The 19,121-nt window shown below is 59.0% G+C and carries 19 protein-coding genes; 7 read left to right on the forward strand and 12 right to left on the reverse strand.

Annotated elements, in window-relative coordinates; genetic code table 11:
* Positions 1–129: 129 nt before the first annotated feature.
* The 6 genes from xerD to ffh all read right to left on the reverse strand — a co-directional run bounded on the left by xerD (position 130) and on the right by ffh (position 4,989).
* Complete coding sequence (gene xerD / locus JQF37_RS09060; RefSeq protein WP_103403883.1) at positions 130–1,026, reverse strand: site-specific tyrosine recombinase XerD; 897 nt, start codon at positions 1,024–1,026, stop codon at positions 130–132.
* 345 nt (positions 1,027–1,371) lie between these two features.
* Complete coding sequence (rplS, locus tag JQF37_RS09065) at positions 1,372–1,722, reverse strand: 50S ribosomal protein L19 (protein ID WP_003175895.1); 351 nt, start codon at positions 1,720–1,722, stop codon at positions 1,372–1,374.
* Between the two features lie 45 nt (positions 1,723–1,767).
* Positions 1,768–2,520: a tRNA (guanosine(37)-N1)-methyltransferase TrmD gene (gene trmD / locus JQF37_RS09070; protein WP_077046481.1), complete on the reverse strand. Its 753-nt coding sequence runs from the start codon at positions 2,518–2,520 to the stop codon at positions 1,768–1,770.
* A 2-nt stretch (positions 2,521–2,522) separates the two neighbouring features.
* Entirely contained in the window at positions 2,523–3,059 is a 537-nt protein-coding gene (gene rimM / locus JQF37_RS09075) for a ribosome maturation factor RimM (RefSeq protein ID WP_034149001.1), read from the reverse strand.
* Between the two features lie 5 nt (positions 3,060–3,064).
* Positions 3,065–3,316 carry a 30S ribosomal protein S16 gene (gene rpsP / locus JQF37_RS09080; protein WP_003198088.1) on the reverse strand — a complete coding sequence of 84 codons (252 nt, stop codon included), beginning with the start codon at positions 3,314–3,316 and terminating at the stop codon, positions 3,065–3,067.
* Positions 3,317–3,612: 296 nt separating this feature from the next.
* Positions 3,613–4,989 carry a signal recognition particle protein gene (ffh, locus tag JQF37_RS09085; RefSeq protein WP_130204450.1) on the reverse strand — a complete coding sequence of 459 codons (1,377 nt, stop codon included), beginning with the start codon at positions 4,987–4,989 and terminating at the stop codon, positions 3,613–3,615.
* A 196-nt stretch (positions 4,990–5,185) separates the two neighbouring features.
* Between ffh and ccsA the strand changes: the two genes are divergently transcribed.
* The 5 genes from ccsA (at position 5,186) to rlmF (ending at position 13,053) form a co-directional block, all read left to right on the forward strand.
* Positions 5,186–5,998 carry a cytochrome c biogenesis protein CcsA gene (gene ccsA / locus JQF37_RS09090; protein WP_130204449.1) on the forward strand — a complete coding sequence of 271 codons (813 nt, stop codon included), beginning with the start codon at positions 5,186–5,188 and terminating at the stop codon, positions 5,996–5,998.
* Positions 5,999–6,010: 12 nt separating this feature from the next.
* On the forward strand, positions 6,011–7,246 hold the full coding sequence (locus tag JQF37_RS09095; protein WP_130204448.1) for a transporter associated domain-containing protein: 1,236 nt from the start codon (positions 6,011–6,013) through the stop codon (positions 7,244–7,246).
* Between the two features lie 197 nt (positions 7,247–7,443).
* Complete coding sequence (locus JQF37_RS09100; RefSeq protein WP_130204447.1) at positions 7,444–8,760, forward strand: MFS transporter; 1,317 nt, start codon at positions 7,444–7,446, stop codon at positions 8,758–8,760.
* A gap of 239 nt (positions 8,761–8,999) precedes the next feature.
* On the forward strand, positions 9,000–11,846 hold the full coding sequence (locus tag JQF37_RS09105) for a valine--tRNA ligase (protein ID WP_130204446.1): 2,847 nt from the start codon (positions 9,000–9,002) through the stop codon (positions 11,844–11,846).
* 175 nt (positions 11,847–12,021) lie between these two features.
* Positions 12,022–13,053: a 23S rRNA (adenine(1618)-N(6))-methyltransferase RlmF gene (gene rlmF, locus JQF37_RS09110; protein ID WP_130204445.1), complete on the forward strand. Its 1,032-nt coding sequence runs from the start codon at positions 12,022–12,024 to the stop codon at positions 13,051–13,053.
* A 161-nt stretch (positions 13,054–13,214) separates the two neighbouring features.
* Here the strand turns inward: rlmF and JQF37_RS09115 are convergent, their stop codons facing one another.
* Positions 13,215–13,652 carry a DUF3757 domain-containing protein gene (locus JQF37_RS09115; protein ID WP_130204444.1) on the reverse strand — a complete coding sequence of 146 codons (438 nt, stop codon included), beginning with the start codon at positions 13,650–13,652 and terminating at the stop codon, positions 13,215–13,217.
* Between the two features lie 364 nt (positions 13,653–14,016).
* Entirely contained in the window at positions 14,017–14,298 is a 282-nt protein-coding gene (locus JQF37_RS09120) for an HU family DNA-binding protein (protein ID WP_007905514.1), read from the reverse strand.
* A gap of 396 nt (positions 14,299–14,694) precedes the next feature.
* Between JQF37_RS09120 and yejK the strand changes: the two genes are divergently transcribed.
* Both yejK and JQF37_RS09130 read left to right on the forward strand, forming a co-directional pair.
* Positions 14,695–15,699 carry a nucleoid-associated protein YejK gene (gene yejK, locus JQF37_RS09125; protein WP_130204443.1) on the forward strand — a complete coding sequence of 335 codons (1,005 nt, stop codon included), beginning with the start codon at positions 14,695–14,697 and terminating at the stop codon, positions 15,697–15,699.
* Positions 15,699–16,049, forward strand: coding sequence for a glutaredoxin family protein (locus JQF37_RS09130; protein ID WP_047532781.1), 351 nt, complete (start codon positions 15,699–15,701; stop codon positions 16,047–16,049). The genes yejK and JQF37_RS09130 overlap by 1 nt, the downstream gene beginning before the upstream one ends.
* Positions 16,050–16,084: 35 nt before the next feature.
* On the opposite strand, the gene JQF37_RS09135 is transcribed toward JQF37_RS09130, so the two are convergent.
* From JQF37_RS09135 to JQF37_RS09150, 4 genes are all read right to left on the reverse strand, one after another.
* The gene (locus JQF37_RS09135) at positions 16,085–17,020 is read right to left on the reverse strand and encodes a glutathione S-transferase family protein (protein WP_130204442.1); all 936 of its coding nucleotides are present in this window, start codon (positions 17,018–17,020) and stop codon (positions 16,085–16,087) included.
* A gap of 87 nt (positions 17,021–17,107) precedes the next feature.
* Complete coding sequence (locus JQF37_RS09140; protein ID WP_130204627.1) at positions 17,108–17,419, reverse strand: GIY-YIG nuclease family protein; 312 nt, start codon at positions 17,417–17,419, stop codon at positions 17,108–17,110.
* Positions 17,420–17,458: 39 nt separating this feature from the next.
* The gene (locus JQF37_RS09145) at positions 17,459–17,929 is read right to left on the reverse strand and encodes a nuclear transport factor 2 family protein (protein ID WP_130204441.1); all 471 of its coding nucleotides are present in this window, start codon (positions 17,927–17,929) and stop codon (positions 17,459–17,461) included.
* 121 nt (positions 17,930–18,050) lie between these two features.
* Positions 18,051–18,677, reverse strand: a complete 627-nt coding sequence (locus tag JQF37_RS09150) for a response regulator (RefSeq protein ID WP_130204440.1) — start codon at positions 18,675–18,677, stop codon at positions 18,051–18,053.
* Between the last annotated feature and the right edge of the window lie 444 nt (positions 18,678–19,121).

The raw sequence follows: 19,121 nt of genomic DNA on the forward strand, positions 1-19,121 counted from the left end.
CCGGTGATGCAAGGCTTTGACGACTGCTTTCTGTGGGAGCGTGCTTGCTCGCGATCGCGGCCAGTCTGGCGCCATTAATGTTGAAGTTCAGGCCTCATCGCAAGCAAGCTCGCTCCCACAGGACTTTCGCTAGCCTCTAGGATGGTGCTTGGCGTGCAAGTCCTGCAACCGCGCCCGGGCAACATGGGTATAGATCTGGGTGGTCGACAAATCGCTGTGCCCCAGCAGCATCTGCACCACCCGAAGGTCGGCACCGTGGTTGAGCAAGTGTGTGGCGAAAGCATGTCGCAATGTGTGCGGCGACAGCGACTTGCCGATTCCCGCGACTTTCGCCTGATGCTTGATCCGATGCCAGAACGTCTGGCGGGTCATCTGCTCGCCGCGCTGACTGGGGAACAAGACATCGCTGGGACGCCCGCCAAGCAGCTCGCCGCGCCCATCGCGCATGTAGCGCTCGACCCAGACAATCGCCTCCTCACCCATCGGCACCAGTCGCTCCTTGCTGCCTTTGCCCATCACTCGCAAGACGCCTTGGCGCAGATTGACCTGCTCCAGCGTCAGGCTGATCAGTTCCGTCACCCGAAGGCCGCAGGCATAAAGCACTTCCAGCATGGCGCGGTCGCGCTGTCCGATGGCTTCGCTCAAATCAGGCGCCTTCAACAGTGCTTCTACATCGGCCTCCGACAAGGATTTGGGCAGCGGCCTGCCGAGTTGCGGCATATCGATGCGAAGTGTCGGGTCAACGGCGATCAGCTTTTCCCGCAGCAAATAGCGATAGAAGCCACGCACGCCAGAGAGAAATCGCGCGGTTGAACGAGGTTTGTAGTTTTGCTCCACACGCCACGCCAGGTGGTCGAGGATCAACTCGCGTCCGGCGTTGGCCAACTCCAGCCCTTTCTCCTGCAACCAGCCGTTGAACAGGGCCAGATCACTGCGATAGGCATCGCGGGTGTTATCGGAAAGCCCCTTCTCCAACCACAGTGCGTCGAGGAACTGGTCTATCAATGGATGTTCGATGGCAGGCATGGGCACTCAAAACACACGGCGTTGAAACGGCGCGTAAAAATTCAGGAAGACGGTAGAAACGGTCGCTAGTCTTTCATAGCCAGCCACAGCAAGAAACAGGGAGCTTGAATGAGTGGACAGCAGATTGTGTTGGCATTCTGGCCGGTCCCGTTTTGCACTACTGCGCCCGCGCGCGCATCGCGCAAGGTTCTGCTGCAACCGGACAGTCGAGTGGACTCTGCTGACGTTGATTCAGCCCTGGGCAGGGCAGGCTCGACAGCACGGGGATCTGCTCAAGCGTCGCTAAATCACAGGCAACAAAAAAGCAGCCCGTAGGCTGCTTTTTTTCTGCATCGGAAGCTGGACTTAAGCCAGTTTTTCCTTGATGCGAGCTGCTTTACCGGACAGGTCACGCAGGTAGTACAGCTTGGCTTTACGTACGTCACCGCGACGCTTAACGGCCATGCTGTCGATTTGCGGGCTGTAGGTCTGGAAAGTACGCTCTACGCCAACACCGTTGGAGATTTTACGAACGGTGAATGCACTGTTTACGCCGCGGTTACGCTTGGCGATAACAACGCCTTCGAACGCTTGCAGACGCGAACGGTCGCCTTCCTTCACTTTCACCTGAACGACAATGGTGTCGCCCGGGGCAAAGGTAGGGATCTCTTTGGTCATCTGCTCTGCTTCGAGTGCAAGGATGATTTTGTTAGTCATGCTGTGCTCCTAAGGTAAATCGTCGGATCTACCATCGATACGTTGTTAACTATCGTCCCGCTCGCGGATATATTCCTCGAGCAGCTTCTTCTCTTCTCCAGAAAGCGAGCGGCTTTCCAGAAGATCGGCGCGTCGTTCATAGGTCCGACCAAGGGACTGCTGTAAACGCCAACGCCGGATGTGCGCGTGATTGCCACTTAGCAATACGTCGGGAACACGCTGATCCGCATACACCTCCGGTCGGGTGTAGTGCGGGCAATCCAGCAAACCATCCGTAAAGGAATCTTCCTCGGCGGAGTCCGCATGCCCTAAAGCTCCAGGCAGCAGTCGTGTAACCGCATCGATCAGGACCATCGCCGGCAGCTCACCGCCAGACAGTACATAGTCGCCAATCGACCACTCTTCATCGACATGAGCATCAATAAAACGCTCGTCAATGCCTTCATAGCGGCCGGCAATCAGGATCAATGCATCCAGATTCGCCAACTCGCGTACCGCCGACTGAGTCAGTTGACGGCCTTGGGGCGACAGGTAAATAACCTTCGCGCCCTCCCCGGCGGCGGCTTTGGCTTGAACCAGAGCGTCTTCCAGGGGCTTGATCTTCATCACCATGCCCGGACCACCGCCAAATGGGCGATCATCCACAGTGTGATGTCGATCCGTCGTGTAGTCTCGCGGATTCCAACAGGTGAGCTGCAAGAGCCCCTGTTTCACCGCACGACTGGTGATGCCGTACTCGCTGATGGCGGAGAACATCTCGGGAAACAAACTGATCACTTCTACGCGCAAGTTAGCCACGCTTAGAAATCCGCGTCCCAATCCACCTTCATCTCGCCCGCGGCCAGGTCGATTGCCAACACGCATTGCTCGGTATAGGGCAACAGGCGTTCGCGATCATCCAGGCTGCCAGCGCAAGGCTTGACCACCATTACATCATTCGAGCCGGTCTCTAGCAGGTGATCGATCTTCCCGAACAGTTGTCCGAGGGTGTCGATAACCTTGAGACCTTCCAACTGGTACCAGTAGTACTCGCCGTCGGTCAGTTCAGGGAACAGGTTGCGCGGCACGCAGATCTCATAACCGGCCAGAAGACGAGCTTCCTCACGATCATCGAGACCCTTGAGCTTTGCGACCAGGAACTTGTCGTTCCCGCGTCCGCTGACCAGCTCTACCTGCTTTACATTGCCGTCACGCTTGAGCGTCCAGGTTTTGTAATCCAGCAGGTTCTTAATCGGATCAGTAAAGGAATACACCTTCACTTCGCCGCGAACGCCGTGAACCGAGTAAATCTTGCCGATAACGATCAAATCATCAGCAACAGCTGGCGTCGCGTTCATATTGCTCAGGCCGCAGCCTTAGCAGATTCCTTCAACAACTGAGCAACGCGCTCAGAAGGTTGTGCACCAACGCTCAGCCAGTAGGCTACGCGCTCTTGGTTCACGGACAGACGGACTTCTTGACCACGAGCAACAGGGTTGAAGAAACCAACCTGTTCCTTGTGCGAACCGTCGCGCGGGTTGCGGCTGTCGGTTACGGTCAAGTGGTAAAACGGGCGCTTTTTGGAGCCGCCAAGGGCAAGACGGATTGTTAGCATGTGAACATCGTTCCTGTAGTCGGTGCTGCAAATCTAAATGCACAGCGGGCATGGGTGCCCGAAAGGCCGCATATTCTAAGGAATATCCGGACTTTTGCAAATGCCTTTTTCCGGCACCTATCAAAGTGCCATTCAGATCTGCCATAGAGCCGTCGTTGAAAACGGCCGGTCAGCTCCCGCCAAATGCGGGTTTGCTGGAGATCCCGCGTCCCTGCGGGGTCTGCGCCGGTGCGACGACCGGCGCGGATTCTGGTGCTCTGTTACGCCAATACGCTCAGTTTTGGCGTGACAGGGCACTAAATTTTCGGCATGCCGCCGCCGGGCAACATACCGCCCATGCCGCGCATCATTTTGGCCATCCCGCCTTTCGCGGAGAATTTCTTCATCATCTTCTGCATCTGCTTGTGCTGCTTGATCAAGCGACCGATGTCCTGCACTTGCGTGCCGGAACCCATGGCGATACGACGCTTGCGCGAACCGCTGATCAGCTCAGGGTCACGGCGCTCGGCCGGGGTCATGGAGTTGATGATGGCTTCCATCTGCTTGAATTGCTTCTCTGCCGCGCTCTGGGCGTTGCCCATCTGCGCCAGGTTCACGCCGCCCATGTTCGGCAGCTTGTCCATGAGGCCGCCGAGGCCGCCCATGTTTTTCATCTGTTGCAGCTGATCACGGAAGTCTTCGAGGTCGAAACCCTTGCCCTTCTTCAGCTTCTTGGCCAGCTTGTCGGCCTTGTCCTTGTCGAGGGTCGCTTCTGCCTGTTCGATCAGGCTGAGCACGTCACCCATGCCGAGGATCCGCGAGGCGATACGCTCAGGGTGGAACGGATCGAGCGCTTCGCTCTTCTCGCCCATACCGATGAACTTGATCGGCTTGCCGGTGATGGCGCGCACCGAAAGGGCCGCACCGCCACGGGCGTCACCGTCGACCTTGGTCAGGATCACACCGGTCAATGGCAGCGCATCGCCGAAGGCCTTGGCCGTGTTGGCGGCATCCTGGCCGGTCATGGCGTCGACCACGAACAGGGTCTCGACCGGGTTGATCGCGGCATGCAGCGCCTTGATCTCGCCCATCATCTCTTCATCGATGTGCAGGCGACCGGCGGTATCGACGATCACCACGTCGATGAATTTGAGTTTTGCTTCTTTAATAGCGGCTTGCGCGATCGCGACCGGCTTCTGGCTCAGGTCGGAAGGAAAGAAGGTAACGCCGACTTCGCCCGCGAGCATTTCCAGCTGTTTGATCGCCGCAGGACGGTAAACGTCCGCAGACACGACCATGACCGACTTCTTCTTGCGCTCTTTAAGGAAGCGCGCGAGCTTGCCGGCGGTGGTGGTTTTACCAGCGCCCTGCAAACCGGCCATCAGGATCACGGCAGGTGGAACGGCGCTCAGGTTCAGGTCTTCGTTGGCCGCGCCCATCAGGCTTTCGAGTTCGGCCTGGACGATTTTCACGAAGGCCTGGCCCGGCGTCAGGCTGCGCGACACCTCGGTACCGACAGCGCGTTCCTTGACCGAGTTGACGAAGTCTTTGACCACCGGCAAGGCGACGTCGGCTTCGAGCAACGCCATGCGCACTTCACGCAGGGTGTCTTTGATGTTGTCTTCGGTCAGCTTGGCCTTGCCGGTGACATGGCGCAGCGTCTGCGAGAGACGGTCGGTTAAGTTTTCAAACATTGCGCGATCCTTTCAGGCCCTGTGTAGACCGGGATAGTGGCGGCCCGTACCGGACTAAAACGTGTACTCGGCGAGCCTGCGGCGTGGGCAGGTCGCGGATTATAGCGAAGACTGCGTCTGGCGGACACCTCGCACTTTCGTGCCGTGTGGGTTCTATGCCAAACTCATCGGCTTTCGGGCTTGCCTAACAGGACTTATGCTCCCTTTGTCACCCAGCTTGCTAACCACTCTCGCCGCCGCCTGCTTGTATGCCGCTGCGACTTTCTATCAGGGCACTCGCCTGGCCAACGGCGCCAAGGCGAACAAACGGCTGCTCGTCACGCTCGGCGTGCTGGCGGTACTGGCCCATGGCGCCAGCCTGGTCACTCATCTGCTGACGCCAATCGGGCTGGGGCTGGACTTTTTCAGCGCCGCCAGCCTGATCGCTGCGGCTGTCATAGCACTGACCCTGCTCGCCTGCTCACGCATACCGGTGGAAAACCTGCTGGTGCTGTTGTTCCCACTGGGGGCCGCGACGGCGCTTCTGGCACAGTTTGCGCCCGCTGGTACCGTGCAGATCATTGACGAAGCACCGGGCATCCTCGCTCACATCCTGCTGTCGATCCTCGCCTACGGCATGTTTACCATTGCGGTGTTCCAGGCTTTGCTGTTGCTGGTTCAGGACCATCAACTCAAGCACAAACACCCCTCGGGGCTGATCAAGAACTTCCCGCCGCTGCAAACCATGGAAAGCCTGCTGTTCGGCTTCCTCTGGGCCGGCTGGACCCTGCTGTCCCTGTCGCTGATCTCGGGCTGGCTGTTCGTCGAAAACCTTTTCGCCCAGCATCTGGTGCACAAAACCTTGCTGGCCTGCCTGGCCTGGATCGTCTTCAGCGTACTGCTCTGGGGTCGTAACCGCCTCGGCTGGCGCGGACACAAGGCCATTCGCTGGACCCTTGCCGGTTTCTGCCTGCTGATGCTGGCGTATTTCGGCAGCAAGCTGGTTCGTGAATACATCCTGCACATCTGACGGGCGGCATAAATGGACGACTTGCCCATAGGGCCGATGCTCGCAGTAGTGGCCCTGCTGATTTTATGGTCGGGGCTGTTCACCGCCATTGAAGCCGCTCACCAGCACGTACTGGCCAAGCGCATCGCCTCACGTTCAAGCGACAAACCGCTGACCAGGCTGAGCTTTCCGCTCAACAGCCTGATCTTGTGCAACACCCTGTGCCGCACGCTGGTGGTGGTTATCTGTACACTGCTGGCCCTTTTCACCTGGGCCGAAAAGGGGCCCTGGGTCGCGTGCCTCGGCGCGAGCGCCATCTTGCTGGTGTTCGCCGACTACCTGCCACGCGCCCTCGCCGCCCGCCATCCGGATGCGATTCTGGCACTGGGCAACAACCTGCTTCGCATCCCGCTGAAGCTCATCTACCCGGCGGCATGGCTGCTCAACGCCACCAGCCAATTGCTGCTCAGACCGCTCGAGCGCAAAGCCAAGGTGGTGCAACAGAGCGAAGACGAACCACCGAAAGCCCAGTACGACGATCGCGAACCCGCCATCTGCCGCCCGCACTCGCTGCCTGGCATCCATGCGCTGGACAACATCACGGTCAACGACATTCTGGTTCCGCGCAGTGAAGTCGACGGGATCAACCTCGACGATCCGATCGAGGAAATCATCGAGCAACTGCGCCACAACAAGCGCACCCGCCTGCCGGTGTTCCACAGTGATATCAATCAGGTCGAAGCCGTGCTCAACACCCGGCAAATCGGCCACCTGCTACCCGACGCGAGCCTGACCCTGGAAGCGCTGCTGGCTGCCAGTCGCGAACCGTACTTCGTGCCTGAAAGCACTCCGCTGCAACTGCAACTGCTGAATTTCCACAAACAGCAACGCCGCCTGGGCATGGTGGTCGACGAGTACGGCGAAGTGCTCGGCATCGTGACCCTGGAAGACATTCTCGAAGAAATCGTCGGCGAGTTCGAAAGCCAGCAAAGCCTGAACAACCCGCACATCCACCCCCAGGCCGATGGCCGCTTGGTGATCGACGGCGCAGCGTCGATTCGCGAACTGAACAAGAGCCTTGGCTGGCACCTGCCAAGCGATGGCCCGAAGACCTTGAACGGCCTGGTGACCGAAGCGCTGGAAACGATTCCCGAGAGCGCGGTATGCCTGAAGATCGGTCGTTATCGCCTGGAAATCCTCGAGACCGAGGACAATCGGGTGACTCGGGTACTGATCTGGCAGACCACCCCGATGCCGGTGGTTATCTAGGATTCAGCGCAACTTCCCCACAAAAAACCGCGAAAACCCGGCCACTTGTTAGATCGTTAGCCACCTTCCTATAATCGAGCCGCTTACCCAAGCCTCGCTACACCCGTGCTACCCGCACCCCGCTCCAAACCCACATCCCTGGGTATCAACCATAATAATTCGCTCCACTGGGGCACATGACTGTCAGGGATAACCGCATGACGACCAGCACGACTTACAGCGACTCCACACCCGCGCAACCGACGAACTCCGCCACCCGCGTGGCCACAGCGAGTTTCATCGGCACCGCCATCGAGTTCTACGATTTCTACGTCTATGCCACCGCAGCCGCGCTGGTGATCGGCCCGGTATTCTTTCCGCAGACATCCGGCACGGCGCAGATGCTGTCGGCCTTCCTCACGTTCGGCATCGCATTCCTTGCACGCCCCCTGGGTTCGGCGCTGTTCGGTCACTTCGGCGACCGTATCGGCCGAAAGTCCACTCTGGTGGCCTCCCTGCTCTTGATGGGGGTGTGCACCACGCTGATCGGCGTGCTGCCAGGCTACGACAGCATCGGGGCCTGGGCGCCGATCCTGCTCTGCGTGTTGCGTTTCGGCCAAGGCTTGGGGCTGGGCGGCGAATGGGGCGGCGCGGCCTTGCTGGCCACGGAAAACGCGCCCAAAGGTAAACGCGCGTGGTTCGGCATGTTTCCGCAACTCGGCCCTTCCATCGGGTTTCTGGCGGCGAACGGCCTGTTTCTGACGCTGGCCATGGGCCTGGACGACGAACAGTTCCGCTCCTGGGGCTGGCGGATTCCGTTTCTGCTCAGCGCCGTGCTGGTGATGGTCGGGCTGTATGTCCGCCTCAAACTCCACGAAACACCGGTGTTCGCCAACGCCATGGCGCGCCAGGAACGGGTGAAGATCCCGCTGATCGAGCTGTTCAGCCAATACTGGGTGCCGGTTTTGCTGGGCGCCGGCTCGATGGTCGTGTGCTACGCGCTCTTTTATATCTCGACCGTGTTTTCGCTCAGTTATGGTGTAGCGACACTCGGCTACAGCCGCGAAACCTTCCTCGGCCTGCTGTGCTTCGCCGTGCTGTTCATGGCCGCCGCCACACCGCTCTCGGCCTGGGCCAGTGACCGCTTCGGGCGCAAACCGGTGCTGATCATCGGTGGCGTGCTGGCCATTCTGTCCGGGTTCTTGATGGAACCCCTGCTGACCCAGGGCTCGACCTGGAGCGTAGCGCTGTTCCTGTGCATCGAACTGTTTCTGATGGGCGTGACGTTTGCGCCGATGGGCGCGCTGCTGCCGGAACTGTTTCCAACCCACGTGCGCTATACCGGCGCCTCCGCGGCCTACAACCTGGGCGGCATTGTCGGGGCTTCGGCCGCGCCGTTCTTCGCACAGAAACTGGTGGCGATGGGCGGTTTGAGCTATGTCGGCGGGTATGTATCCGGCGCGGCGGTGCTGAGCTTGATTGCGGTGCTGTGCCTGAAGGAAACCCGGCATAACGACTTGAATCGGGTCGCCTGACCCATCGCCATCGCGGGCAAGCCCGCTCCCACAGGATTGAAGTCGGTCACGGAAGTGCGGTACGACAAAGAACCTGTGGGAGCGTGGCTTGCCCGCGATGGCGTCCTGATTGGCAAACCTTATCCCCAACCGGTCGCGATTTTCCCCCACCCGTTAACGCCTCGCTCTACGCGTAACAGTTTATCCCCGCTATACTCTTCGGCTTTTCCTGAATAAATGCCAATAGGGTCCCGCCGCGCATGGATAAGACCTACCAGCCGCACGCCATTGAAACTTCCTGGTACAACACCTGGGAGTCAGAGAATTACTTCGCCCCGCAAGGCGCGGGCGAGTCCTACACCATCATGATCCCGCCGCCGAACGTCACCGGCAGCCTGCACATGGGTCACGGCTTCAACAACGCGATCATGGACGCCCTGATCCGTTTCCGCCGCATGCAGGGTCGCAACACCCTGTGGCAGCCGGGCACCGACCACGCCGGTATCGCCACGCAGATGCTGGTGGAGCGTCAACTCGAAGCCCAGGGCCAGAATCGCCACGATCTGGGCCGCGACAAATTCCTCGAGAAAGTCTGGGAATGGAAGGATCAGTCGGGCGGCAACATCAGCCGCCAGATCCGCCGCCTCGGCTCGTCCGTCGACTGGAGCCGCGAGCGCTTCACCATGGACGACGGTCTGTCGGAAGCGGTTAAAGAAGCCTTCGTACGCCTGCATGAAGACGGCCTGATTTATCGCGGCAAGCGCCTGGTCAACTGGGACACCAAGCTGCACACGGCGATTTCCGACCTCGAAGTGGAAAACCACGACGAGAAAGGTTTCCTGTGGAACCTGAAATACCCGCTGGCCGATGGCGCCAAAACCGCTGAAGGCAATGACTACCTGATCGTCGCGACGACCCGTCCGGAAACCATGCTCGGCGACGCCGCCGTGGCCGTTAACCCGAACGACGAACGCTACAAAGCCCTGATCGGCAAATTCGTCGAGCTGCCGCTGGTCGGCCGCCGCATCCCGATCATCGCCGACGATTACTGCGACCCTGAATTCGGCACCGGCTGCGTGAAAATCACCCCGGCCCACGATTTCAACGACTACGAAGTCGGCAAGCGCCACAACCTGCCGCTGCTGAACATCTTCGACAAGAATGCCAGCGTCCTGCCAGCCGCCCAGGTGTTCAACCTCGACGGCACGCTGAACGAAAGCATCGACGGCAAGATCCCGGCCGAATACGCCGGCCTCGACCGTTTCGAAGCACGCAAGCAGATCGTGGCCGCGTTCGAAGCCGCGGGCCTGCTGGTCAGCGTTGACGATCACGCCCTGAAAGTCCCGAAAGGCGACCGCTCCGGTACCATCATCGAGCCGTGGCTGACCGACCAGTGGTACGTCTCCACCAAGCCTTTGGCCGAGCCTGCCATTGCCGCCGTCGAAGACGGCCGCATCCAGTTCGTACCCAAGCAGTACGAAAACATGTACTTCTCCTGGATGCGTGACATTCAGGATTGGTGCATCAGCCGTCAGCTGTGGTGGGGCCACCGGATTCCGGCCTGGTACGACGAGTCGGGCAAGGTCTACGTCGGCCGCGACGAAGCCGAAGTGCGCGCCAAGCACAACCTCGGTCCGGACGTTGCACTGCAACAGGACAACGACGTTCTCGACACCTGGTTCAGTTCGGGCCTGTGGACGTTCTCGACGCTCGGCTGGCCTGAGCAAACCGAATTCCTGAAGAAATTCCACTCCACCGACGTGCTGGTGACCGGCTTCGACATCATTTTCTTCTGGGTTGCCCGGATGATCATGCTGACGATGCACCTGATCAAGAACGAGGACGGCACGCCGCAGGTTCCGTTCAAGACCGTCTATGTGCACGGTCTGGTGCGTGATGGCCAGGGCCAGAAGATGTCCAAGTCCAAGGGCAACGTCCTCGACCCGCTGGACATCATCGACGGTATCGAGCTGGAAGAGCTGGTCAGCAAGCGCACCTCCGGCATGATGCAGCCAAAACTGGCGAAGAAGATCGAGAAGCAGACCCGCGAAGAATTCGCCGACGGCATCGCCAGCTACGGCACCGACGCCCTGCGTTTCACCTTCTGCTCGCTGGCGTCCACCGGTCGCGACATCAAGTTCGACATGGGTCGCGTCGAAGGCTACCGCAACTTCTGCAACAAGATCTGGAACGCCGCGCGCTACGTGCTGGACAAGGGCGAAGACTGCGGCCAGAACGGCGAAGCCTACGAACTGTCCCTGGCCGATCGCTGGATCATTTCGCAGCTGCAACGCACCGAAGCCGAAGTGACCCGCCAACTGGATCAGTTCCGCTTCGACCTGGCCGCCCAAGCCTTGTATGAGTTCATCTGGAACCAGTACTGCGACTGGTACCTGGAACTGTCCAAGCCTGTGCTGTGGGACGAGAACGCCCCGGTCGAGCGTCAGCGCGGCACCCGTCGCACACTGGTTCGCGTACTGGAAGTGGCCCTGCGTCTGGCCCATCCGTTCATGCCGTTCATCACCGAAGAAATCTGGCAGCGCATTGCGCCGCTGGCCGGCATCGAAGGCAAGACGATCATGCTGCAACCTTGGCCGGTGGCCAACGAAACACGCATCGATCAGGCCGCCGAGGACGACATCGAATGGCTCAAGGGCCTGATGCTCGGCACGCGTAACATCCGTGGCGAAATGAACATCGGCCCGGGCAAACCGCTGCCGCTGTTCTTGAAGAACGTCAGCGCCGAGGACCAGCGTCGCCTCACTGAAAACGAAGCCTTGCTGAAGAAACTGGCGCGTCTCGAATCGATCACCGTACTGGCCGCCGGCGAAGAAGCACCACTGTCGGCGACCGCGCTGGTTGGCGAGATGGAAGTGCTGGTACCGATGGCTGGCCTGATCGACAAGGGTGCGGAACTCGCGCGTCTGGACAAGGAAATCCAGCGCCTGCAAGGCGAAGTGCAACGGGTTGGCGGCAAGCTGTCCAACGCCGGTTTCGTCGACAAGGCGCCGGCTGAAGTCATCGAAAAAGAACGCGCCAAGCTGGCCGAAGCCGAACAGGCCCTGGGCAAGCTGGCGGAGCAACACGCGCGGATTGCCAGTCTGTAACGGCACATCGCAATGAAACAGGGAGGCCCGGGTGGCCTCCCTTTTTTATCCGCCCCTTTCTCCCAAACATAGAATCTCCCACAACGGACTTGCGGTGACCCGCACAGTTGAACTCACAATGGCCGGATGTGGGACAATGCCCGCCACTTTTAGCCACGCCCGAATCGACACCCCCATGACTGCCCCCCGCACTCCCAAACCTGCGCGCCAAAAGCCTGAATCGACCAAGGCAGCCAAAGCCGTTGAGCCACGCGAGAAGGCCAGCCTGCATCCGCGCAATCGCCACCAGGGTCGCTATGACTTCCCGGCGCTGATCAAAACCACGCCGGAATTGAAGCAGTTCGTGATCACCAACCCATACGGCAAGGAAAGCATCGACTTCGCCAGCCCGGATGCGGTGCGCGTGTTCAATCGGGCACTGCTCAAGTCGTTCTACGGCATCGCCCATTGGGACATTCCGGCCGACTATCTGTGCCCGCCGGTGCCGGGACGTGCGGATTACGTGCACTTTCTGGCCGATCTGCTGGCCAGCGGCAACGACGGCGTGGTCCCGCGTGGCGCGGCAGTGAAGGTGCTGGATATCGGCATGGGCGCCAACTGCGTGTATCCGCTGATTGGTCACAGCGATTACCGCTGGCAGTTCCTCGGCTCGGAGATCGACGCCACCGCCATCGCCGCCGCCAAAGCCATCATTCAGTCCAACGGTTTGAACAAAGCCATTCAGATCCGCCAGCAGAGCAACCCGAAACAGATCCTGCTGGGCCTGCTCGAAAGCGCCGAGCGGTTTGACCTGACCCTGTGCAACCCGCCGTTCCATGCCTCCCTGGAGGAAGCGACCCGAGGCAGCACCCGTAAATGGCGCGCGCTGGGCAAGGCCGACCCGAAACGCAAACTGCCAGTATTGAACTTTGGCGGTCAGGCGGCGGAGTTGTGGTGTGAAGGTGGCGAGGCAAGGTTTGTCACGCAATTGATCAGCGAGAGCCTGCAGGTGGGGCAACAGGTGTTGTGGTTCAGCTCACTGGTGTCGAAAGCCTCGAACCTGCCTGCGATCCAGACCGCCCTGAAAAAGGCTGGCGTGCTGGAAAGCCAAGTGGTGGAAATGTCCCAGGGGCAGAAACAGAGCCGTTTCGTCGCCTGGACGTTCCAGACCAAGGCGCAGCAACAGGCCTGGCGCCAGGCGCGCTGGGCCAAGGCTTCAACGGAATAACACTGCGATATGTCTTGGGACAAGTCGTTGCCGTGAACAAAAAAACCGTGCGCCGGATTAATCCGGCGCACGGTTATTTTTAACCAGCTTTACTTGCTAACAGTGTCGACCCGGCCTTTGGCCACAACTCGCCAGGTGACCTGAGTCAAACATGCCATGCATCAGTGCTTCGCTGGCCTGACGATCTCTTTGAATGCACAGCCGCGAACTTCCTTGTTTGTGCAGTAATACCGTGAGTTCCACTCTTCCCACGCCCCGCCAACATCGATACTCGCGACAGTCCCTTCCCTTTTGAACCTCATATCCACCGCGCCGCCCTTTTGCAGCCTATAACCACAACGCTGGACTTCACCTATGACGGTACTCCCCTCGACATCCTTGTGAGGCACGAAGATCGCCTCCTCGAACTCTCCAACCGGCCCCTGGCCGCCTTGAGACACACCGTACCACTCGCCATTGCCGTCAGCCGTGGGGGCGTTGTAGACACCCGGGTTCAATTCCCTGATGTCTGCAGGGCTTGGGCAGTACTCCGTGACATTTGCCCAGGCCTGACCGGACAACAGAATCGACACGCACATCACCAACTGTTTAAGTTTCATAAAACGTCCCTGTAACTAACAACTAGAATTTGGTTTATTGGCTTTTACGCAAAGCCGAGCGCCACACCGAATCGATACTACCGATCCAGGGCAGACACTCAACTATCAGTACTGTAGGAAAGTTCGCCAGACACACAGAGAAAACTAACTTATTCAATTCACACTGTAAAAATCGACGCCCTACATAACTGACGATTCCATTAATCCATTGCCAGAAACAGTCGCCCCATGAAATGCCAGGGGATAAAAACGCACTTCAGCAAAAAACAAAATGTTACATTGATCCACCTTGCGCCGATCTTTTTGACGGGCACAAAAAAACCGTGCCCGGAGTACTCCGGCGCACGGTTTCTTTTAACAAGTCTTACTTGTTAACAGCGTCGGTCAGGCCTTTGGCCACAACCAGCTTGATCACTTTCTTGGCAGCGATTTCGATGGCAGCGCCAGTCGAAGGGTTACGGCCAGTACGGGCAGGACGCTCAGTCACTTTCAGTTTGCCGATACCTGGCAGAGTGATTTCGCCGCCGTTTTCCAGCTGATCGGCAACGATTTGGCCCAGTTGGTCCAGAGCGTTACGCGCGGTGGTTTTTGGCGCGTCGATAGCTTCAGCGATGTCGGCGATCAGTTGGTCTTTAGTAAGAGCCATGTAGTGTTCCTTCCCTATCAAATTCATATGGATTGCAGAGTGCAGTGTCAGCCATCGAGCCCGATCTTCTGGATCTGGCACCCTCGGCCAAATAACCACGGGATCGGGGTTATAGATACCGAAATCCGGGTTTGGTTCGACCTGACAAATGCTGAATGCACGCTTAACGCAGTGACTTCGCGTAAGACGGGGCAAAACTAGCACAGAGACGGGGAAATATCCGCCTCCAGCTACCCATTTGGTCAGCTTTATTGCTCTAAAACGGGAAAAAATCCCATATGTGACGCCCGCCACCCTGGAATTGACCTTCGCACCGCGCCAAAACCAGCGGTTGCGGTACACTGAGCGCTTTTTCGGGGGAGCACGCCCTCCTCTCTTCAATCAGCCGAGAAACCCATGCCGATCCGTCATTGCATCGTCCACCTGATCGACAAAAAACCCGACGGCACACCTGCAGTTCTCCACGCTCGCGAATCGGAACTGGCCGAGTCCGCCGCCATCGAGAACATGCTCGCCGACCTCAATGAAAGCTATAACGCCAAACAGGGCAAAGCCTGGGGGCTGTTTCATCCGGAGTCCGGGGCCTTTCCTTTCAGCGGCTGGCTGAAGGAATACCTCGATGGCAGCAGGGACTTCACGGCGTTCAGCCGCGTGGCGGTGGAACACCTGCAAAAACTGATGGAAGAATCCAACCTCTCGGTCGGCGGCCACGTATTGTTCGCGCACTACCAGCAAGGCATGACCGACTATCTGGCCATTGCCCTGCTGCACCACAGCGAAGGCGTCGCAGTGACCGATCAACTGGACGTGACCCCGTCCCGTCACCTGGACCTGGGCCAATTGCACCTGGCGGCGCGGATCAACGTGTCCGAGTGGCAGAACAACAAGCAGTCCAAGCAGTACATTTCGTTCATCAAAGGCAAGAACGGCAAAAAGGTTTCGGAGTATTTCCGAGACTTCATCGGCTGCCAGGAAGGCGTCGACGGGCCGGGCGAAACCCGCACGCTGCTCAAGGCGTTCAGTGACTTCGTCGAGAGCGAAGACCTGCCGGAAGACTCCGCTCGAGAAAAAACCAAGACCCTGGTGGATTACGCCAGCAGCCAGGCCAAACTGGGCGAGCCCATGGGCCTGGAAGAGTTGTCGGAGCTGATCGACGAAGAACGCCCCAAAGCTTTCTACGACCACATCCGCAACAAGGATTACGGCCTGTCGCCGGAAATCCCGGCCGATAAGCGCACCCTGAACCAGTTCCGCCGCTTCACCGGTCGCGCCGAAGGCCTGTCGATCAGTTTCGAGGCACACTTGCTGGGCTCGAAGATCGAGTATGACGAAGAGGCCGGTACGCTGATCATCAAGGGCCTGCCCACCTCGCTCACCGACCAGCTCAAGCGACGCAACTGATGCTGGGCAGGGTGTTGAAGAAATGCCTGCTGATCCTGCTGGTGGTCGTGGTCTACCAGAACTGGGGCAAGATCGAGCGCCTGATGGACCCGACCCGCCTGGTGTCCGAGCAGATGCAGCTCAAGGCCAATGTCGTGATCTACAGCACGGACTGGTGCGGCTACTGCAAACAGACCCGGCGCTTTCTCGATCAAAGGAACATTCCGTACAAGGAATTCGATATCGAAAAGGATGCCGTGGCGCGCAAGGACTATGAAGCGCTCGGCGGCGGCGGGATTCCGATCATCGATGTGAACGGAACGCTGATTCGCAAGTATGACCCGGATGCGATCCTGGCTGCCCTGAAGTAACCCTGTAGGAGCGAGCTTGCTCCTACAAGGAATCGTCAGGCCGCTTCGATCCGGAAACCGAACCGCGGGAAGTGCACATGCACCAGACCGCCACGCTCGTCTTCACGACGAAGAATCAATTCCTCGCGGCCGGCAAACAACAACTCACCCGCCACCGGATCGACGCCATAGTCGGTTGCTGCGATCACCACCCGCTGGCCCGCCTTGAAACCATTCGGTTCATCGAACTGTTCGTCCGGCAATGCCGCCGGAGTGGAAGCCCGCGCCACCTGCAACGCCTCTTCGGCGGTCATCTCGCTCGAGGCGCCATGGCCGAACCCCAACACACGGGCATGCCACGCGCTCACCGCCGGATAGTTATCCACAAGCGGAGACGTCACGGGCGTCGCCTTGAGAAACCATAACGAATGCGCCAGGGCGAAGTCGGCAATCGACGGCTCGCCGAACAGGTAATCCCCCTCCTCGCGCTGCAGCTGTTGTTCCAGCCGCGCCATGATCGTCGGCCATTGATGCCTGGCCTGCTCCGCCGACAGGCGCGTGGCGCTGCCGCCGCTGAACAGCCCGGCGCGGTCGGCGATAAAGGCCTTGATCGCTTCCGGCGACAAATTGCCGAAGCGCACCGCGATCGATTCCGGCTGGAACACCAGGCTGACCGCATGCTGGAACACCACCGAATCGGCCCAGCTGGCGAAGCTGGCGGTGATCATTTCCTGGCCTTCCGGGAAAAACGCCGGCAGGGCTTTTTCCTGCTCCAGACGACGGGCGATCAACGAAGTGTCGCAATAAATATCCGCACCGATTTGCAGCACCGGGGTCTTGCGATAGCCACCGGTCAACGCGGTCAGGTCGGGTTTGGGCATCACCGGTGAGATCTTCACCGAGCGCCAGGACAATCCCTTGAAGCCCAGCAGCAAACGCGCCTTTTCGGCAAATGGGGACGTCGGGTAATGATGCAGGATCAACTCGGACATGCTCGGCTCCGCCGTACGAATAGGAAGTCGCAGCTTAGCGCGCAATCGGTTAGCAGCCTACAGATCTGCCTGATGGGAACAGATCAGTCAGAGTGATAAGCCGGCGGCCGCACTGGCCACCAGGCATTCCTTGGCGCTTTTCTTGAGCTTCTTGATCAGGCGTTCCTGGCGCAACGCTTCGCTCTTGTCGCGACAGATTTCGGTGTAGACCAGCGCCATGGCCGGGCTGGACAGGAAGAAGCGTGCCCCTTTGCCGCTTTGATGCTTGGCGAAGCGGCGCACGGGATCGTCGCTGATCCCGCAGTAGAGCGAACCATTGGCCGCGCGCACGAGATAGACGAACCAGGGTTTGCTCACCGCAATGGCGGTGTCGACAGGGCTTTCGCTGGGGGCGTTCACGTAACGATCAGTGCTTGAAGGGGACAAGCCGCGATCTTATCAGCGGCTGGCCTGGAATGCCTTCAAACCCTTCAAGGCCTGGGCACGAACAGCGTTGCTCACCAACGGCGTCCAACCGAGCAGCAGGCCTTTGAAACCCAGCGCCTGACGCGACCACTTCCACAGATTGAAGCTGTCGTGATGCTCGCAAATCTTGCCGTCACGGAAAACGAAACGCGCCTGGATGTCATTGACCACGATGTTGCCGGTCTGACTGAACAGATAGGTCGCCACCCAATGGGCAGCGCCCGTGCGCTCATCGGCGCGCACGTTATCGAAACTCAGGGAGAAATCCTTGGCCCGGGTCGTCAGCATGCGCCACATGTCGCTGGCATCGCGGCCGCGAAGCTCACCAAACGCCGGATCACTGAACACCACGTCATCGGTATAGCAGGCTGCCATGGCCTCGGCATCCAGGCGTTGGAAGGCCTGGTAGAACCGGGTGATCAATGCGCTGTGGATATCACTCATGGGCAGGCTCCCTGTTGTTGCGAAATGTTTTCGAAAGATGGCCTGCACAATAATCTGCAAAGGTGCCGAACACTATGGGTATTCGCCACGAGAATACCGGGACAGCTCGTACGCTGAGCGCCTAGATCGACATTCCGCTGTCGCGGGCGTAGGAAAAAAGCTCGACATCCGTGGAAATACCCAAGCGGTGCATGGCCATGTTTTTTTGTTTGCTTATGGTCGACACACTGCGCTGGAAGTGACTGGCGATTTCGCTGACGGTCATACCACTGGCCAGCATCCGCACCACTTCGTGCTCTTTGGCCGATAACGGCAACTCGCTCATCTGGCTACCCGTGTCAGCCAGCAGTGTTCGCAACGACTCACTGATGTAGCGTCGCCCCCCACCCACCGCATTGATCGCCAGGGGCAGTTCGGTCTCCGCCGCGGATTTGGTGACGATGGCCCGTACCCCCTGAGCCAGCGCCGCCCTCGCCGTGGCGACGCTGGTAAACATCGTCAGCACAATGACCGGCAACGCCGGATGGTCGCGCCGAATCGTACTCAACATTTTCAAACCATCGGCCTGCTGCCCTCCCGGCATGGAGAAATCGGTGATCAACAGATCGCAGGGTGTGCCCGAAAGAATACGCATCAGGCTATCGGTACCCTCAGCCTCAGCAACGATGACGCATTGCCTGGTGGCATTGATCAACATCCGCAACCCGATGCGGACGACACAGTGATCGTCAGCAATTACGACTCGCATTGTGGGAGGTCTCCTGCTTGTGATTGAAGGGCGCGGAAATTAACGCCGTTCCCTGCCCCCTACAACACCCGCCCGAAACCTGAAATCCGAATTTTCCAATGTCCTTAAGGACCTGAGTTTTTGCCTAGCAAACAATCAGATTACTCCTACATTGCATCACGCATAAACCTACGCAGACGTACTACCCACAACGGCGATTCCGGCGGATTTCAGCCTGTAATCCGCAACACCTTTTCATACACCGAGCCGCTTCTTTTCGTATTTGTTGCATTTCAGCCGCTGCCATACCCAGCGTAAATTCCGCTCCCGTCACTGGCGCCCTTTACCAAGAACGAGCAACTCAACGAAAACGTCTTTGAGCCTCCTCGACACCGCGATGCTGCAGATGCCCTGACCGCTTGCTCGCTTCGTACTGCCACCCGCAATCGAAGTTGAGTCCGGACC

The organism is Pseudomonas sp. MIL9 (assembly GCF_016887925.1).
In the GTDB taxonomy this organism is placed as follows: domain Bacteria; phylum Pseudomonadota; class Gammaproteobacteria; order Pseudomonadales; family Pseudomonadaceae; genus Aquipseudomonas; species Aquipseudomonas mohnii.

Bases quoted from the DNA above. Each gene is read 5' to 3' on its own strand.
- xerD (WP_103403883.1), bottom strand. From the start codon at position 1,026: ATGCCTGCCATCGAACATCCATTGATAGACCAGTTCCTCGACGCACTG.
- rplS (WP_003175895.1), bottom strand. From the start codon at position 1,722: ATGACTAACAAAATCATCCTTGCACTCGAAGCAGAGCAGATGACCAAA.
- rimM (WP_034149001.1), bottom strand. From the start codon at position 3,059: ATGAACGCGACGCCAGCTGTTGCTGATGATTTGATCGTTATCGGCAAG.
- rpsP (WP_003198088.1), bottom strand. From the start codon at position 3,316: ATGCTAACAATCCGTCTTGCCCTTGGCGGCTCCAAAAAGCGCCCGTTT.
- ffh (WP_130204450.1), bottom strand. From the start codon at position 4,989: ATGTTTGAAAACTTAACCGACCGTCTCTCGCAGACGCTGCGCCATGTC.
- ccsA (WP_130204449.1), top strand. From the start codon at position 5,186: ATGCTCCCTTTGTCACCCAGCTTGCTAACCACTCTCGCCGCCGCCTGC.
- JQF37_RS09095 (WP_130204448.1), top strand. From the start codon at position 6,011: ATGGACGACTTGCCCATAGGGCCGATGCTCGCAGTAGTGGCCCTGCTG.
- JQF37_RS09100 (WP_130204447.1), top strand. From the start codon at position 7,444: ATGACGACCAGCACGACTTACAGCGACTCCACACCCGCGCAACCGACG.
- JQF37_RS09105 (WP_130204446.1), top strand. From the start codon at position 9,000: ATGGATAAGACCTACCAGCCGCACGCCATTGAAACTTCCTGGTACAAC.
- rlmF (WP_130204445.1), top strand. From the start codon at position 12,022: ATGACTGCCCCCCGCACTCCCAAACCTGCGCGCCAAAAGCCTGAATCG.
- JQF37_RS09115 (WP_130204444.1), bottom strand. From the start codon at position 13,652: ATGAAACTTAAACAGTTGGTGATGTGCGTGTCGATTCTGTTGTCCGGT.
- JQF37_RS09120 (WP_007905514.1), bottom strand. From the start codon at position 14,298: ATGGCTCTTACTAAAGACCAACTGATCGCCGACATCGCTGAAGCTATC.
- yejK (WP_130204443.1), top strand. From the start codon at position 14,695: ATGCCGATCCGTCATTGCATCGTCCACCTGATCGACAAAAAACCCGAC.
- JQF37_RS09130 (WP_047532781.1), top strand. From the start codon at position 15,699: ATGCTGGGCAGGGTGTTGAAGAAATGCCTGCTGATCCTGCTGGTGGTC.
- JQF37_RS09135 (WP_130204442.1), bottom strand. From the start codon at position 17,020: ATGTCCGAGTTGATCCTGCATCATTACCCGACGTCCCCATTTGCCGAA.
- JQF37_RS09145 (WP_130204441.1), bottom strand. From the start codon at position 17,929: ATGAGTGATATCCACAGCGCATTGATCACCCGGTTCTACCAGGCCTTC.
- JQF37_RS09150 (WP_130204440.1), bottom strand. From the start codon at position 18,677: ATGCGAGTCGTAATTGCTGACGATCACTGTGTCGTCCGCATCGGGTTG.